General features: G+C 33.7%; 16 protein-coding genes. 7 read left to right on the top strand and 9 right to left on the bottom strand.

Going from position 1 to position 17,326, the window contains the following annotated elements; genetic code table 11:
* Nucleotides 1-49 precede the first annotated feature (49 nt).
* Nucleotides 50-178 carry a hypothetical protein gene (locus tag MKY51_RS15710; protein WP_339173779.1) on the bottom strand — a complete coding sequence of 43 codons (129 nt, stop codon included), beginning with the start codon at nucleotides 176-178 and terminating at the stop codon, nucleotides 50-52.
* Between the two features lie 125 nt (nucleotides 179-303).
* Nucleotides 304-477 carry a hypothetical protein gene (locus tag MKY51_RS15705; RefSeq protein ID WP_339173778.1) on the bottom strand — a complete coding sequence of 58 codons (174 nt, stop codon included), beginning with the start codon at nucleotides 475-477 and terminating at the stop codon, nucleotides 304-306.
* Nucleotides 478-807: 330 nt separating this feature from the next.
* Between MKY51_RS15705 and MKY51_RS15700 the strand changes: the two genes are divergently transcribed.
* The 4 genes from MKY51_RS15700 to MKY51_RS15685 all read left to right on the top strand — a co-directional run bounded on the left by MKY51_RS15700 (nucleotide 808) and on the right by MKY51_RS15685 (nucleotide 6,321).
* Nucleotides 808-2,424 (top strand): DUF6119 family protein, encoded by a 1,617-nt coding sequence (locus tag MKY51_RS15700; RefSeq protein ID WP_339173777.1) that lies wholly within the window; start codon nucleotides 808-810, stop codon nucleotides 2,422-2,424.
* Nucleotides 2,425-2,741: 317 nt separating this feature from the next.
* Nucleotides 2,742-3,989, top strand: a complete 1,248-nt coding sequence (locus MKY51_RS15695; RefSeq protein ID WP_339173776.1) for a hypothetical protein — start codon at nucleotides 2,742-2,744, stop codon at nucleotides 3,987-3,989.
* Entirely contained in the window at nucleotides 3,986-4,444 is a 459-nt protein-coding gene (locus MKY51_RS15690; protein ID WP_339173774.1) for a three component ABC system middle component, read from the top strand. Before MKY51_RS15695 ends, MKY51_RS15690 begins: the two co-directional genes overlap by 4 nt.
* The gene (locus MKY51_RS15685; protein WP_339173773.1) at nucleotides 4,441-6,321 is read left to right on the top strand and encodes a DUF3732 domain-containing protein; all 1,881 of its coding nucleotides are present in this window, start codon (nucleotides 4,441-4,443) and stop codon (nucleotides 6,319-6,321) included. The genes MKY51_RS15690 and MKY51_RS15685 overlap by 4 nt, the downstream gene beginning before the upstream one ends.
* 190 nt (nucleotides 6,322-6,511) lie before the next feature.
* Here the strand turns inward: MKY51_RS15685 and MKY51_RS15680 are convergent, their stop codons facing one another.
* The 5 genes from MKY51_RS15680 to MKY51_RS15660 all read right to left on the bottom strand — a co-directional run bounded on the left by MKY51_RS15680 (nucleotide 6,512) and on the right by MKY51_RS15660 (nucleotide 11,140).
* Nucleotides 6,512-7,489 carry a choloylglycine hydrolase family protein gene (locus MKY51_RS15680; RefSeq protein WP_339173772.1) on the bottom strand — a complete coding sequence of 326 codons (978 nt, stop codon included), beginning with the start codon at nucleotides 7,487-7,489 and terminating at the stop codon, nucleotides 6,512-6,514.
* 222 nt (nucleotides 7,490-7,711) lie between these two features.
* Nucleotides 7,712-8,428 (bottom strand): dihydropteridine reductase, encoded by a 717-nt coding sequence (locus MKY51_RS15675; protein ID WP_339173771.1) that lies wholly within the window; start codon nucleotides 8,426-8,428, stop codon nucleotides 7,712-7,714.
* A 151-nt stretch (nucleotides 8,429-8,579) separates the two neighbouring features.
* Nucleotides 8,580-9,008 (bottom strand): MarR family transcriptional regulator, encoded by a 429-nt coding sequence (locus MKY51_RS15670; protein WP_339173769.1) that lies wholly within the window; start codon nucleotides 9,006-9,008, stop codon nucleotides 8,580-8,582.
* A 138-nt stretch (nucleotides 9,009-9,146) separates the two neighbouring features.
* Entirely contained in the window at nucleotides 9,147-9,776 is a 630-nt protein-coding gene (locus tag MKY51_RS15665; RefSeq protein ID WP_339173766.1) for a nitroreductase family protein, read from the bottom strand.
* An 827-nt stretch (nucleotides 9,777-10,603) separates the two neighbouring features.
* Nucleotides 10,604-11,140, bottom strand: coding sequence for a hypothetical protein (locus MKY51_RS15660; protein WP_339173764.1), 537 nt, complete (start codon nucleotides 11,138-11,140; stop codon nucleotides 10,604-10,606).
* A 388-nt stretch (nucleotides 11,141-11,528) separates the two neighbouring features.
* Between MKY51_RS15660 and MKY51_RS15655 the strand changes: the two genes are divergently transcribed.
* Nucleotides 11,529-11,714 (top strand): hypothetical protein, encoded by a 186-nt coding sequence (locus MKY51_RS15655; protein ID WP_339173762.1) that lies wholly within the window; start codon nucleotides 11,529-11,531, stop codon nucleotides 11,712-11,714.
* 268 nt (nucleotides 11,715-11,982) lie between these two features.
* Here the strand turns inward: MKY51_RS15655 and MKY51_RS15650 are convergent, their stop codons facing one another.
* On the bottom strand, nucleotides 11,983-14,028 hold the full coding sequence (locus tag MKY51_RS15650) for a methyl-accepting chemotaxis protein (RefSeq protein ID WP_339173759.1): 2,046 nt from the start codon (nucleotides 14,026-14,028) through the stop codon (nucleotides 11,983-11,985).
* A gap of 305 nt (nucleotides 14,029-14,333) precedes the next feature.
* Between MKY51_RS15650 and MKY51_RS15645 the strand changes: the two genes are divergently transcribed.
* Complete coding sequence (locus tag MKY51_RS15645) at nucleotides 14,334-15,239, top strand: NAD(P)/FAD-dependent oxidoreductase (protein ID WP_339173756.1); 906 nt, start codon at nucleotides 14,334-14,336, stop codon at nucleotides 15,237-15,239.
* Between the two features lie 217 nt (nucleotides 15,240-15,456).
* A complete protein-coding gene (locus MKY51_RS15640; protein WP_339173754.1) occupies nucleotides 15,457-16,308 on the top strand; it encodes a DegV family protein in 852 nt (283 codons plus the stop codon).
* A 137-nt stretch (nucleotides 16,309-16,445) separates the two neighbouring features.
* On the opposite strand, the gene MKY51_RS15635 is transcribed toward MKY51_RS15640, so the two are convergent.
* Nucleotides 16,446-17,183, bottom strand: a complete 738-nt coding sequence (locus tag MKY51_RS15635; RefSeq protein ID WP_339173751.1) for a YqcI/YcgG family protein — start codon at nucleotides 17,181-17,183, stop codon at nucleotides 16,446-16,448.
* Between the last annotated feature and the right edge of the window lie 143 nt (nucleotides 17,184-17,326).

Genomic DNA, 17,326 nt, shown 5'->3' with positions numbered 1-17,326 from the left:
GAAAATATGTTTTTTATACGTATCTAGAAAACTCAATATTAGCTGTTACTTATTTGTTGTCTTTGAAATCCAAATCTAACTTTAGTTGAACGCTTCCGTTTTGATTGGATGGTTTTATAAGTATTTTAATAACGCCTATTTTCTGCCCTGGAAAGGGGCTAAGTATCTTTTCCTTCATTACAAGTACTCCTTTGTAAATAATCGAGAAAACTATGAACAAAAAATGATGAAAGTAGTCCATCCTTTTCTAGTTTTTTGATTTTTGTTCTTAGGTCTGTTTGCTCCTCTTGTTTACTAGATTTTTCAGTCATTCTCACAATTGTGATCTATCTCTTTATTTTGGATGAGATTGCATTTGTTATCTTTGTTATGACTTTCATTAATTAAGGTCTCAAATTTTATTAATAAAAGATCCTGAATAACATTTTGCACATTAACAGCAGTTGCTGTTGCAGCATAGCAACGAATAATTTTCATAATAGTAGGCTCTCCTTTGACTGTTGAAATTCAGACAAAGGGATTTTATTCTGGCATCTACGAAAAAACAACGTGAAAATAGAGGAAATGTAAAAAGACACAAAAAAATTTTCTGTATCTTGTTTGTGCGGTAAGTATATGGATTGTGGTATCTAAGACTAGTAGTGTCTTTAGATTTACATCAAGAGTGTTTAAGGAATTGGGATAGTAAAGAAAATATCTTTTATTGTTGGAAAATTATACCTAAATAAGTATAATTGTAATTAATTGAGGGTAATAGGTACTAAGTAGAAAAGTAAGTATATAGTAAAAAATATTGAGAGGTGAAATATGGTAAAAATAAATTTGTATAAGATTGATGATAGATATCATAGTACTTTTATGAAATTTTTAGAGGAAAAACTTGCCGATAAAGAAGAAAAGAAATTAGAAGTTGAACAAGGAGAAAAATACTATTTCTCATTATTTAAAATTGTTGAAGAAGTAGAGAAAGACATTGGATGGAATTGGATACTGAGTGAATTTGAACAACCCCAACTATCTATAAGAACACAACCTAAAGCTGTATTAACTATTGAATATGATGATGAAATATATGCTGTAACTTTTGGGAGTGCATTTTTCTTAGTTGATAAATATTGTGATAAAAGTTTTGCATTCGATTTTGCTAGAAAAGTACGATATCAAGAAATAAAAACGACTACCTTATTATCACCAAATATGCAGAGGAATAAAAGTATAAGTACATACATTAATTATGAGGAATTAGAATTTGATAGTGGTGAATCATTTGCGAAATTAAAAGCAAAGTTAAACTTAAATGAATATAATGATGAGTTAATTGGAGAAACAATTGAGTTTGGGAATTCTATAAAGTTTGATTTGAAAAATCCTAATTTACAAAATGTAGCTCTATTGTTGAATTTAACTAAAGAAACTTTGAACAAGGAAGAAATTTACAAAATCCCTGTATTTAATAGGGTAAAGGATAGTAGTCTTCTGGAAAGGCTTGAATCAAAATTGTTTTCAAATATTGAAGAAGACCTAAGTGTTATTACAATTTCTGAGTTAGATATTATAGGGGTTTCAGAAGTCTTTAATAATCAAGACACACTCTTTGAACTTTGGCACGGTCAGAAAAGGAAACCAGTAGCGAATATAAGTTTTTACGAAATACAGAGTTTTGCTGAAGAGAAAAAAATAGAATTATCAAAAGAAATTCTTAATATTAAAGTAAAAAGCTTTAATAATGGTGAAACAATAAGAACGGATAAAATTAGAAACTTAATTGATTATGTGGACGATGAAGAGAGGTGTCTACTAAACAAGGGTGTATGGTATCACTATAATGATGATTATCAGACATATCTTGAAGAGTCGATTTCAGAAATAAAAGTAATATATAACCCTAGCTTTGATTTTAGTGACTCTATTCATAACGATTTTATTGACGAAAAGTTTAATGAAGAAAGGAGCTTTTCTGAATACGAAGAATTAAATGATGAAAAAATTAAGGGGAAATTAAAAAGTAAATACTATGCTGAAAGAGCATTTAATCTCTTAAGAGTTAGAGATGGCTTTGAAAACTATGATAGAGTTACAAATAGTTATGCTGGTGCACAAATTGAGTTAATGGATTTATATAAAGATGATACGATGTACGCTGTGAAAATTGGAAAGGCCTCGTCTACCTTATGTTATGCAGTGGATCAATCAATAAGTTCTTTAAAAATATATAAACATAATTTATTAGAGCAAATGCCTTCTGTAAAAAATGTTGCGGTGTGGTTAGTTCTAAAAAGACAGCCCCTTCCACTTGATGAAAATGGTCAACCTAATTTAAGTAACTTAAATATGATTATGTTAAAGAACAAATTAGATTCGTGGAAAAAAGAAGTGCGATTACAGGGACTTAATCCAGTTGTTTATATAAATTATAAACTTTAATTGAAATCGAAGACGGATTCCTATCTTAGGGATTCGTTTTTTGTTTATAGAAAATTTTATACCTTTTCTTGAAAGGTTTAGAAAATACTGTTTAATTTCTGTTAAATGAATTTTCAATTTAGATAATAAAAATTATACAATAATTCCAAATTAGGAGTATTTAGGTGGTTCATACTGCTATAATAAATTGGGGACTTTTTAATCAAAGGTTCCAGTTCCAGAAATTTAGGTATATCTTAACTTATCATAAACATCTTTTTAGTTCTAAAATCGCATTTAGTAAGGGCACGAACTTTTCGAATTCCGAGGTGATAACAATGTCAACATTTCAAGAAAAAACAAATGCAGACAATAAAGCTATAGGTTTTGACTATCAATATTATTATTTTTTATATCAATTACTTGCTTTAGAAGATGGTGAGAAAATTGGGCTAGAGGTAAAAGATGATGTACATTTGGAATTAAACAATGGAAAGCAAGAATTAGTTCAATTAAAGCATTCTATACAAAATAATTCAGTGGGGGATATAATAAATCTTACAGAAAGAGATTCTGATTTGTGGAAGACTATCTATAATTGGGTAAATATTATTAATGACGAAGCTGATGGAAGATCTCAAAGAGAAGATCAGCTACGATTTATAGATAATACTAGTTTTATTCTTGTTTCCAATAAGTCTTCTAACTTAAATAATACGTTTCTTATAAATGTTGAGAAATTCAAAAAAGAGACTATTGATATAAAACAATTTAAACAATATTTAATAGACTTACAACTTAGTACGGAAGATAAAAAACTAAAAGAATATATGGGGTTATTAATAGGTCAAACAACTAAATGGCTTAAAAATTTTCTGCTAAAACTAGACTTTGAACTAGATCAAGATGACTTAATCACTAAAATAAAAAGGAGAATTAAAAGTACAAAGGTAAAAGAATCGAAAATCGATGATGTTTTTAGTTCTATTGATAGTAAACTCCGAGAGAGAAATTATATAAATACTAAATCTAAAATCAAAATTACAATTAGTTTTGAAGATTTTTATAGGGATTTCAGCGTTTATTTTGATAAAGGGAGAAACGATAAACTCCCTATTAATAAGAAACTAAATCAAATTCATTTTGATAAACCAATACAGGAGCAATTATTTATTAAACAATTGATTGAAATATTGGCTTTAAACAGTACTGATGAATTAGAAATGCTTAGACTTACTAATCATATGTTGCAAATTAATAATCATTTGAATGATTGGATTAATAGAGGTCTAATTATACAAGAACAGGTAGATGAATTTAATAATGAGTGCATTATAAGATGGAGGAATACTTTTGATGAGGTTCATCGTGAGATTAACTTGGATCAAAAAATGTTAGATAAAACGCCAGAAGAGAGAGAAATTATTTTAGCAGCTTTAAAATGCTTAGATGAAATCAGAAAAAAAGAGCTTGTAATTGATGAAACAGACTTAGATATTGAGTTAAGTAACGGTCAATTCTATTTGTTATCGAATACAGCCGAAATTGGATGGCGAATTGATTGGGAAGGGAAATATAAATTATGAATGAAAGTAGAAATTTATATAATAATGAGTTGATATGCGCTATTTCAATCTACTACGTACTTACCCATTTAAAAACTATTAGTATTACAAAAGTAATGCTTATTTACCCGTTAGTTTCACATAAAGAAACTCTAGATTTCTTGAGAAGTAAAAATACAAAGATTAGAAGTCTAGAAGAATTGATTATAAAGAAGCCGGATTATTTTTCTAATTTTAATGACCGATTTTATTCATTTCTAATTTTAACAATAAATTCCTTAACTTTACTTTTAGAAATGGGACTAGTGAGTGTTGTCAATAATCAACTCATAATAAATCCTGACAAGATAATTGGTAATAACAAAATTGAAATGGGGGTTCGGGCGTTTTCTATATTTGAGGCGGCTCCTAAACTATCAGTAATATTAGAAGATGAAGATATAAATCTATACTTACAATTGAGGGTGGAATTATGAAATTTGTAATTAAGGAAATAATATTGTGGCTAAAAAATGGAAGAATACGCACCATCCCTTTTTATGGAAATAAAGTAAATGTAATAACTGGTGATAGCGGAACTGGAAAATCAGTAATCATCGATATTATTGATTATTGTTTTTTTGCCAGTAAGTCTAAAATTCCAGATGAGAAAATTAATGAAAATATTTCTTGGTATGGGGTAAAATTTGATATCAATGATAAGGAATATCTTATTGCAAGAGGATCTTTAGATAAAAATAGAAAGGTAAGTAAATCTTATTACTTTTCTCCTATTGGTAAAACTCCAATTGAACCCATTCACAGCATTGAGGAACCTCAATTAAAAACTGTTATTGAAAAAGAGTTTTCAATCGATAGAAATGTTATTATTCCTTATAGTGGAAATAAACTTAAGGCTGGTAATAAGGTTTCATTACGTTATTTCTTTATGTTTAATACACAGTCTGGAGATACTATTGATCATAGTGAAATTTTTTTTGATAAATTAAATGATGAGAAATATTTAGAAGCTTTACATAGGATTTTTGATTTAGCAACTGGTATTGATACCGTAAGAAATATAATTATTAAAGAAAAGATAAATAATTTGGAAAAAGAAATTACAAGGTTAGAAAGACGGAAAAAGGCATTAGAAAATGAAGGTAGTTTGTTTGATACTAATATACGCAATATTGTCAAGAAAGCTAAGGAGTATGATTTGATACCACTTAACTCAAAAAGTCTAAAAGAAGATTTGGGAAATTTAAAAAATCTAATAAATAACATCAGAATAATAGATTCATCTGATAATGTGAAAGAACTAGAGAAACTACAAAAAAAGAAAAATGAATTAAAGCATAAAATAAGAAGTTACAATAAATTTAAAAAGGAATTTACCATATATAGAAAATTAGAAATAGATACTTTTGAAAGTTTGAAACCTATTAACTATATTAAAGAAAATTACGGGAATCTTATTCAGAACGAAAGCCTAAATGAATTACTTGATATTCTTGGAAATGAAATGAATAACATAAAAAAGGATATCTCTAACAAGAGGCCCTTTAATATTAATGTGGATTCTGAATTGAAAAAACTAAAAATAGAACTTGAATTAATTCAAAAAGATATAGATAAAATTCCTCAATTTACGCAGGAGTTTAATACGGAAATAGAAAAGTATATATTCATCGGGGAGATTAAGAGTAAGCTAGAATTTTTCAAAAACGGTGACCAAGAAGTATTTAATGAAGACGAGCTTTTGACAAAGGAAGAAGAGTTAGAACAGTTGAAGTTGGAGCTTGAAGAAGAACTTCTGGATAGATCTATTGTAATAAAGTTATTTGAAGAGCTAATTCAAAAGTATTTGAATGAATCATCTGATGCCCTTGGAATTTATAAAGACTATATTCCTGTTTTTAATTATAAAGACAAGACCTTACAATTGAAAAAACCTGGATCTTTAGTTCCCTCAATTGTCGGTAGTAGTTCAAACCATATGTTTATGCATTTATGTTTTATGTTAGGTTTACACGAATTAATTATAAAACAACAAGTCCCTTATGTTCCAAATTTCCTGATATTAGATCAACCTAGCAGACCTTATTATGGAGAAGAAGGGTCTAAGAAAAAAACAAAAAAATTATGGAATCAAATAGCACAGGATGATAAATCTAAAATAACTATTGCATTTAAGGTTCTTAATGATTTCATTAGTAATATTAATGAAGAGTACAAATGTGATTTTCAAATCATTGTGTTTGAACACATCCCAACATCAATTTGGGGAGATGCTAATCTAGAAAATGTAGTATTGGTTGATAAGGAATTCAAAGATGGTAATGCTCTAATTCCTGATGATCTTTTATTATAAGTTTTAGACTTGTTTTATATCTCAAAAGGGAGAAACCGTTTATATCATATAAACCCACCAGCACCAATGTATTGCCACATACACTCCGCACACTGTGAAGCGGTCGCTTGGTTGGAGCTAGTATAAAGTTTATAATGGAGGTGTCCGAGAAGCGATTCTGGGACACCTCTTTTTCGATGAGTATTTTTATCTAGGTAGGAGAAGGATACCCGATATTGCCGAGACAGATTGGTTGCGTACCATGAAGGTCGTAATTCCAAAGGCTGGATGTTAGTATTTGATTATTCTCATAGGTTTTGAAGTAGTATTCACATGTACTCGTGTTCATAAAAGCAACGTACTTCGTATAATCATCGGTCCCTCTATCTGTTATTACGATACCTTTAGGAATAAAAACGCTATTCAGCAGATGAAAGCATGTCATAATTGTTTCGACCGGGTTTTCTGGAAGATGGACATGAGTTTTTAAAAATGCGGTACGAACAAATCGACTGGGAGAGGTAAAGCCACCTGGTAATTGCGCCGTTCCACCCCCTTGACTAAAAGGAGTTAAGGATACATTTCCCCAATTCACATTCTTTTTTTGTGTTGTTGAAATCTCCATATAATTTCTTAAGTTTGTCATATGCCACCTGAAATCCGGGCTATTTGCCATGACGCCTATAGGATTTTCTATTACTTCTAACCCCGTTTTCGTTTGCTCAATTACAATGCATTTTCCACTTCTATCTGTAGCAATCCAATGGAGGGGAGCAGCCTTTTGTGTAACCGGATCGGCTACTCCTACAATTTGAATGTTTTTTAATAAAGGCGCTACATCATCTACCGAGCTACACCGACCTAATAAATAATGAAGAAAATCTAAGGAAGCGATAGGCTCCTTATTTTCCAATGGCAAATCATAATCCGCGTAACCTTCAAAATATAGCGTTGCCGCAGCAAAACCTCGTTCATTAACCCCATCAAAAAAACCAAGCATGCCATCTGTTTCTTGACCGATAGCCATGAAGCTAAAGTGGTTATGGTTAGTTTGCATTGTCGCAAGGCTATTCCATTGATAGTTTCGTGGTATTACCCAAAGTGTTGGTTCAATAGGGTGGGAAAAATCCATCGTTCTGCCAAAGATGTTTTCTCCCTGCAAGGATAGTACTGAAATAGCAGTACACATATCACATACCTCCATTGTTTTGAAATACCTAAAATTCAATTTATGCTAGGGGAGGCTTGAAAAATGAATTTTACTATAATGTTTGATATCTAAATTAAATGAGGCCCAATAATTAAAACTACAAGCAAGAATGCGAATGCCGTTAGTGTAAAATAAACATTAAAAACAGGGCTAACCGAAAAGTGGAATACTTTTTCGATTAGCCCTGTTTCATATAATCATTTAAATTGTAGTTTCTACCGGGAAGAAATTAGCTAATTGTCGTTCACGTTTATCAAGGACAATTTGTTCCGGTTTAATGCCTTGTTCGCGCAACACATCGATGTTTTGCAAAATAAACTCATCACTGCCGACAACGTAGAATAGACCGTCCTGATCTGCAGCAAGTTTTTTCACTTCTTCATAGTAATCATTTCGATTATTGACATACTGTGCTGTGAAACTTTTACCTGGAGCAGATTCAAAAACATCCGTAAATAAATAGTCTTGTGTTGAATCGATTGTAAGCGAATGAATGCGGTTGATGTGATCAGGTCGTTCCATATAAGTAAGTACAAGCGGTCTGAACGTTGCGAGACCTACCCCGGAAGATAAAAGGTAAATATTTTTATCTTCTCTTTTTAGCGGTACGTTGGAATGGATTTTAAATAGTGCCACTTTATCGCCGACTTCCAGATTTCTTAAAATCGATTTAAACTCAGAGCACAGTTCTCTTATGCGAGTTGTAATCCCGACAGTCTGCTCATTTGGTAGTGTAGAGATGGACATATGACGAACTAAGCTTTTATTTGGCTGATCCCCGGCATTGAACCCTTCTAAAGCAAGGTGTGTATGTGCACCTTCTTCCCACGTAAAGCCTTCAGGGAGATCCAGCAAAAACGTTTTCACTTCTGGCGTTTCTTCAATGATTTTATTTATTTTCGTCCAGTATATTTGCATAATACATTCTCCTTAAGTAATGCTTATTTTCTTATAGTTATAGTATATCATAGATGATAAACATTCTCATTTAATTTATTTCCATTAAAAAAGAAGAACGATATCCTCAATAAGGGGAAATCGTTCTTCTTAGTTTATTATTATACACCGGTTAAAGATTATCTACATTATCATTTAAGCGTGTAAGAAAATGCTTAAGTTGCTGTAATTCACTATCTGAAAAATCTTCATAAAGATCATTCAGAAACTGGTCTTTAAACATAGTGCAACCTTCAAGTAACGCTCGTCCTTTATCGGAAATCGTTACAAGTACTTCCCGGTTGTTTTTCTCGTTGCGTTTACGTTCGACATATTGCTGTTCTTCAAGCAGCTTCAAATGACGTGTGATTGCCGCTTGGTCGATAGCTAAGGATTGTTGCAGGACCTTTTGAGTAACGCTTCCTTTTTTAATTAAAGAAACTAAAATTTCGTATCGCGTCAAACTGACTTCTGTTCTTTTTTCAAAAATTTGCGTTACATGACGGTCTAATCTTTTTAACATCATGATCATCTGTTTTTTATCATCCAAACAAACTTCCATACTAACCCTCCTTACATTGAGTGCTCTTCGTTCTAGGTATCTATCCCTATATGGTAGCATTTCCGTTCATTCGGATAAAGCATAAAAAATTTCACACTATATGATTACACCTGTCAGATAAAGGAACCTGTAATACCATTAGCTAGAGAAACGAATAATTTGATCGAATGGTAAGCGTGATGAGTTACGAGCAGGCATAGCCGCTTTTCCGATAGCAATTAAAATCATCGGTACCTCATTTGCAGGTAGCTCATATCTTTTAGCGAATGCAGCTTTATCAAAGCCGCCCATTATTACTGTATCATAGCCCATATCCTTCGCTAAAAGTACGATTTGCATAGAAATTAAACCTGAATCTAAGTGGGCGATATTACTGCGTTCAGCATCAGAAAAACTGCTGTATGCCGCTTCGGAATTGGAAATCATCATATCTGCAATTTCACGTGGCATATAGCCTAATTCAACATTCAGATCGTTAATTTGCTTAGCATTTTTATACATTTCAATATCGCCGATTACCGCAATAATTGCTGACGATGTTTCGATTTGCTCCTGATTAAATCCGGCAATGCGCAACTCTTTCTTTTGTTCAGGATCATCAATAACAAGGAAGCGCCAAGGCTGCAGGTTACTTGATGATGGAGCTGTTGTTGCCTGTTGAAGTATATGTTGAATTGTCTCGCGAGGAATCGCAACCCCCGGTACATATTTACGAACGGATTTACGTTCTTCCATTAATTTTTCTAAAGCTGATTTTTGTTGTAGCATTTTTTTCACCCTTCTTTATCGAAATTGGAATAGGTTTTTATTTTAGTTGATGAGTCAATGATTGACAAGTCATATGTCTTATACAAAAATTTCGCTACGGGAAAGATATAAAAAAATTAGCTCGCAGCACAAAAAGACTGATTATAAAATTACACCAATACTAAATGCAACCTAGTAGAAGGGGGAACCCTGCGCTTCGAATTGTGCTTGTAATTGGGCTTGAGCTTGTAACTGAGCCTGTAGTTGAGCCTGGGTATTCGCCTGAGCTTGGAACTGGGTATCCGCATTGAGCTATGCAGTTTTGGTCGATAGAGGTTAGAAACAAGAAATCATCAGAAAAGGCAGAGGAATAAGCTTCCCCTGCCTAAAAATTTCTTAATCTTGATATTCCATATAGTGTTCGGATAATTGATTATTCAAGCGTTCTAATTGAATGATTTGTGAATGGGGCAATCCATCTGTTTTCGTCTTTTGAGAACACATCCAACATGAACAGTGAATTTTCCCTTTTGCAAAATATCCGTTAAAACGAGGATGCCATCCAATGTGCTTCGCAATATTAAGCTTCCGTTGAATGACTCTCTTTCGATGATGCCGATTATAGGCTCGACTTCGATTTTTAGTATGTGGTTTCATTACCATCAACTCCTTGGGTTAGGGCTCAGCCTGTAAAAGTCCCCCAAAGAAGAAATTGGACCGTTACAGGCTGAGTATGTTGGCAATAAATATATTGTGAAGGTTCAAAACAGTCACTCCTGGATAAAATATTTTCTTTAATTATATATTAAATGTTGTGTTGCGTATAATCTGAATAAGCATGACATTTATTAATAAAAGTTATGTGGACACTTAAATCGGTAAAAAAATTGCATTACAATTGCTGATGCGATCATATCGGACATAGCCAATGCCTCGGCTTCAATTTCATCAAACACTTCAATATCCGTTTGATAGTCTTTTTGAATCATCGTTACGGCTTCTTTTTTAGTTAGCTCTAAATGTTTATAGAACATTTCCTGCAATGCAGCTTTCGATAAGTATGGGTTCAGATTGCTTAAAAATAAAACAATGTCATCCGCATTTTTATACCATTCTTTTTCTTTAGTATTCACTGTGTTTGTATCTCCTTTGACAGCGGCTGTTACAAGTTCCGCAGCAATGACTAGGTGATCTTGAATAAGCTTAGCGTAGTAATCTGCAATCTGGTCTCCATAAAACGGGCGCAGACAATTGCCCAAGTCAGTTGCATTTTGCAGGAGGCGCTTTTGTACAAATGGTAGATCCGGTAATTGGAACACAATGCTAATAATCGTCATCCGCGTCCAATTGACATGCTCCATCCAAAGTAATCGATTCATCGCCATATAATCGGCCTCTGTTTTACTTATACAACGCTGATCAAGAGTGCTCAGTTGCTGAGTTAAAAAATGCCGAAGCGGTGCAGTGTACTGGGAAAAGGGTTGCGCATAGGAAGCGCTAAGCGGGTAGGTAAAACCATTTGTATAATAAGGATACACTCATACCATTCCTCTCTACTTTTCAGTCCATAGTAAGATGAAATTGGGCTCTTTTATTAGCATACTCATACGTATTGAGGTGCGTGAAAGTGTTCGCATGGATTTCATGGCATTTAATACAATAAATTTATAAATACTAGTCGTAGCCGAATTGCACAAAAATTTACAGCAGAGCTTTTAAACAATGGGATAGAAATTTACTTTCCACACACACTGTTAGTGGAGGTGAGTTGGAATGGGTAACAATAAACATAAAAACAATAAAACTCAGGATAACAAAAAACAGCAAAACCAAAATCAAAATGCTAACAGACCACGAGCAAACAGAGAAGAATTTGCTCAGGAAGTAAACTTTGACCAAAACCAAAATCAGAACCAGAATCGCAATAAAAACCAAAAACAGAATAAGAAGGATTGTTAAGTTTTTCATAAGAAGAAACTGGGACATAAGTAGAATAACCGATAAATAACAGGAAATCCTTTATTAAGAAACGGATATTTTGCAAAATTGATTGGAATGTAGGGCGACTCCTGCGGGAATAGCGTGACGCCTGAGACTACAGGCTCAGGCCACGCCCGCGGAAAGCGTCCCGGAATGGAAATCAATTTTTAACACTCAGCAAAAAAACGCTATTTTTCTCTTAGAAAAATAGCGTTTTTGGGTTATGTCCCTGCCTCAATTTAATTTCCTATAGCTTAAATTTCGAAACAGAGTCAGATAATTTTTCAACTTGTTTATTTAAGTGCGTAGCATGCATCGTCACTTCAGAAGTAGCGGATGTTTGTTCTTCGATTGAACTCGCAATTTCTTGCGTCTCTGCAGTAACCTCTGTTGTCATTTCATTAACAACTGCTATTGAAGAGACGACGACATTTTTTTGATGTTGCATTGTTGATACATTATCCATCGTGTTTGAAATCGACACTTTCATATTTTCCAATGTATCAGAAAGTTGTTTAATTGCATTATCTACAGTATTAACGGCTAATTTCTGATCTTCGCTAATCTCGTTTGTCTGATTCATCACTTGAACGAGTTGCTGCGTGTCCTCTAAAATACTTAGAATGATTTGCTGAATATTCGTTGTTGCCGCTTTTGAGCTTTCTGCCAAGCTTCTTACTTCATCTGCTACAACTGCAAATCCTTTTCCGTGCTCACCTGCTCGAGCAGCTTCAATAGAAGCATTGAGTGCTAGTAAATTAGTTTGTTCAGTAATTTGGGCGATCACATCGGTTACTTTCGAAATGGATTTCGTTTTTCCATCTAACTGTTCGGTTACGACCGTTACTTCATTAAATGCGCGTTCTAAATTTGCATAGGATGTTTCCAATTGTTGTACTTTATCAATACTTGTATGCACTTCTACCAATGCTTCGTCAGCATCATTAACCATTTGCTGAGTTTTGAGCTCAATAGATTCTATTTCATCGGCCAATACGTGGATAGCTGTAGAACCATCATGCATTTTTTCTGCCTGTGTACTTGTATTCATAGCAATTTCTTCGATGCTGTTCGAGACATTATTTAACGCCTGCTCATTTTCCTTGGCAATAATAGATAAACTGTTTGAAGAATGTTGGATTTCCATTGAATTTTCATTTACTTGGTTAATTAAATTGCGAACCTCGTCTAGCATATGGTTGTATTGATTTGCTAAGTCTGCAATTTCATCATTTGACTTTGTTTCAAAACGTGAGATAAAGTCACCGCTTGCTGTTTTTTTAAATACATCATTAAAGCTATTTAAAATATCGACTAATTTTCGTGCCATGAAATAGGCGAATAAACATCCGATTATTAAACCGATCAATATTGAAATCCAACCGACAATCGATAACTTATTTAACTGTTGTGCATAACTATCTTCATCTACTAAAGAAACAATCTGCCAGTTATTTTTCTCGATAACTTGAATTTCACCTGTATAATTCACGTCATCCCATTCAAACTGTTCAATTTGGTTAGTGCCATTTTTAGCATCTGACAGCCAGTTAAACTTTTTCTCTAATTCGGAAGTATTTAATAAATCGGTAACACCAGCAATCTTGCCTGAATTATCGGCATTGATATTTGTTCCGTCCCCATCTTCGATAAATGAAGATACGATCAATCCATTTGGATCGACAATCATTAATTTTGAAGATGATTTTGCTTCAATGCCTTCGCGAATCTTACCAATTGTAGAGAAATCGATATCATAGCCGACTGCACCGACTAGCTCGTCCTCTTTAAATACCGGGGCAATAACAGAAGTCATTAACTTGTTAATACCAGTATCCAAATAGACATCCATCCATTGTAAGTTTGGGTTTGCATTCAATTTTGCAAAAGTTTGAGATTCACGTACATCCCACTCATAATCAATTGCAGGTGTTGAATGAAGTTTGCCCGATTTAAAGTCCATGAAGTAGACGGACAGATAATTTTCGTTATTCTCTTTTAAAGTGCTTGTAATTTCATCAATATGTAAATAGTCGACTTCATCTTTTTGTACGATCGTTTCGATAACCTGCTCGAATTGTAGAAGGTTTGTTTCGTAAGTTTCCAAACCTAATGACACCTGATCAACAGCATTTTCAGCATTGTTAGAAGAAGTCTGTTCATTTTCTTCTGTTAAAATATTTCGTACTGTCCACTGACTAAATAACACAGTAATGACGACCGCTGCAATAACTGCCAGTGATATCAGTACCATCCACTTAGTTTTTATCTTTAAATTTTTGAGTATATTCATTTTCATCTACCTTTTACCTATATATTGACTTTCATTCCCAAAATGAGGGTTGTAAAGACGAGTAATAGAATATATGATTACAGGACTTTTGTCTATCTAAATTTATCGATTTTACTATATATATTAAAAAGTTATAATTTTTTGATTTTTGAGAGGTCTTTTATACAAAAATTATTGACTAAAGGATACTTCTGGATTTTTGGTTCAAAATATCCAAGATGGGGCATAAAGAATTATTGAGGTTTTTTCTATAAAGATACTGGGAATTTAAAGAAATTAGAAACAAATATGAGTGGGTGATAAAAATGGATATATTGGATTGTATTATTATCGGCGGAGGACCGTCTGGATTAAGTGCCAGTTTAGTTTTAGGCAGAGCTAGAAGAGAGGTTGTATTATTCGATGATAATACGAATCGTAATCGTGTGACTGCAGAGGCACGCGGATTTATTACTCGTGATCGGACAAACCCTCAGGAGTTTAGAGAAATAGGTTTGAAGGAACTCGAGAACTATCCAACAGTATCGTACGTAAACGCAACTGTTACGGAAATTACTAAGGATAAAGATAGTGACAGGTATATTGTCAAAGCTTCTAATGAGAAGGAGTATATAACGGAAAAAGTTATATTGGCTACAGGCATTCAAGAAGTTTTTTTCATACCGAGTATAAGGAATTATTACGGGAAGAGTTTATTCAGTTGTCCCTATTGTGATGGCTGGGAACAGCGGGATAAGCCTTTAGTGGTCATCGCTGAAAAAGAAGAGCATGTGCTGCATTTGACTAAGTTGATTTATAACTGGTCACAGGATTTAGTTGTTCTGACAAATGGCCTTGAACTTTCGGAAGAGGCGACTTCGCTGTTAGAAAAACGGAATATCAAAATAATAGAGGATCAGATAAAAGCATTAATTGGTAATGACGGGTTTTTAGAAAAAATCGAGTTTGAATCGGGAGATACGCTAGAACGATCTTTTGGTTTTGTAGCACCAACGTATTACCGTCCGAATAAGCTTGTGGAAATGTTAGGTTGTGAAGTTCATGAAAACGGGAAAGTCATAACTGACGGTGTTGGCAGAACATCTGAAAAAAATGTCTACATTGCAGGAGAAACCGAAACAGCACGACCTTCATCGTTAATGATTTCGGCTGCAAGAGGAAATAAAGCAGCAGTTTCGGTAAATGTAGATCTTACTGAGGAACGATTTTGAAATAGGTAGAAAAAGATTAAGCTCAATAGATTACAAAACGGATTTGAAAAAAATTCGTTTTTTTCTATTGGGGATGTCTAAACAGGTTATGCAATCTCAACTCTTACATATAAATATAGTAGAGGTTTAACAAAATAATATAGTGGCATCTATAGGTTCACTATTGATAAAAATATAAGTACGCAGAAATCGCTGCGTTAATTGGAAGGTGTATAGGATGAGTAAGATTATATTATCGACTGACAGTGGGGCAGATTTACCGCAAGAATTGGTTGAGAAATATCAAATTCAAGTGGCTCCAATGCATATCATTATGGATGGAAAAGATTATTTGGACGGAGAACTTTCTGTAGAGGAAGTCTTTGATTATTATAATCGTACGAAGAAAATTCCTTCCACATCAGCTACTAACGTACAGGAATATCATGATTTATTTTCAAAAATCAGAGCAGATTTTCCGGATAGTATTATTATTCATATTGGATGTACATCGAAAGCATCTGTCACTTTTCAAAGCGCGGTCATAGCAGCAGAAGACTTTGATGATCTGTATTTAATCGACTCATTAAATATAACTGGAGGACTTGCAGCAATCGTTATGCATGCAGCATTATTGATTGAAAACGAACCTTCCATTGACCATATTCGTTTAATAAAGGAAATAGAATCCTTTGTTCCCAAAACTAGGCTTTCAATTCTACCAGGCAGTCTCGAATTTTTGAAAGCTGGAGGAAGAGTAAGCAATCTTGTATATATTGGTGGTGCACTGTTGAAAATAAAACCTTGCATTGAATTGAAAGAAGGTAAACTAGTTTCAACAAGAAACTATCGCGGGAAGATGAGTATGGTAGCAGAGAAGTTTATGCGTGATTTTTTAAATGAATATAATATTGATAAAAAACTGCTATTTTTGATTTACTCAATCGGACTTGATGAAGGTATTAAAAATCGGATGGTTGAAATTGCAAAGGGGAAGGGATTCGAAAATGTGAAATGGATGCAGGCTGGAGCTGGGATATCTGCGCATGCTGGTCCAGGGGGCGTCGGGATTGCCGGATTAGAATGTTAGCTGGCAAACCGTTGAAGCGTCGGCTTGTAACAATTTTTTTATTTTTATTTGCACTGACTATGTTATTTCGTTCGAAGAAGCTTAATTAAATAAATAAAAGAACGAATCTCACGATGGATTCGTTCTTTTTTATAGCACTATAATAGCAATGATTTATGTTGGAAAGGGCATTTCCCTTGGATCGGTACAATATCGTCGCCGATAAAGGATTGTTTCCATTCGTTATGTGTCGGATCTCCAAAGTGGCCGATATCCGGGTGCTTCGGAAGTTGATCCCAAACCTCTACACGCTTCCGTACTTTATCCCTGGACATAATACCGCCTTTTTCGGTACCTTCTAAACCTTGGAAGATTTTACGTGGCTGGAATCCGAGCACCATCGCATTTCCTAAATGGCGGGTTTTGCGCTTCTTATATGCAGGAGCATTTCCAAATACAAATATTGGTTCTCCGGCGAAGTGGAAATCCCATAAATAATGATCTGGATCACGAGGGCTGTTTTCTGGCCATTCTACTTTATCGGCTGTATGTAGATACTGGAGAATATCCCAAAACTGTTGACGGTAATCATCGAGTGCCCCTTCTTGTTCGAAAGGTTCAACAAATACAAATAGACCGTGTCTTTTATAATTGGGCTGTTTAAATAATTCTAAAAATCCTTCTACTGCTTGAGGTAAATTACTCCAGTCGTCCTGTGTAATATATGCATACCGAAGTTCGCCTTTAAGCTCGCCGCTCATCCCAAAAAAACAAGGAAATGTTTTATCCGTTACTGTTTTATGAAACGTTTCGTATTCTTTATAGAGCCAACTTGGTAAATCCGTTCGATTGTGGAAATCTTCTTTCGTTAATAGAGCCTGACCCTTCGTAATCATAAAATCTCCTCCGTTAATGTTCTTCAGCTTATTCTTATTGCATTTCCATACCCTAATGAAAATTACTTGAAACAACAGTATTCACCTTATATTGATTAAAAATTGTTTATGGAAACGCAAAAATAGGGAATGGTAAAAAGGTG

The sequence above is a fragment of the Solibacillus sp. FSL R5-0691 genome (assembly GCF_037974225.1).
Taxonomy (GTDB): Bacteria; Bacillota; Bacilli; order Bacillales_A; family Planococcaceae; genus Solibacillus.
This window is presented reverse-complemented; position numbering and strand designations above follow the sequence as displayed.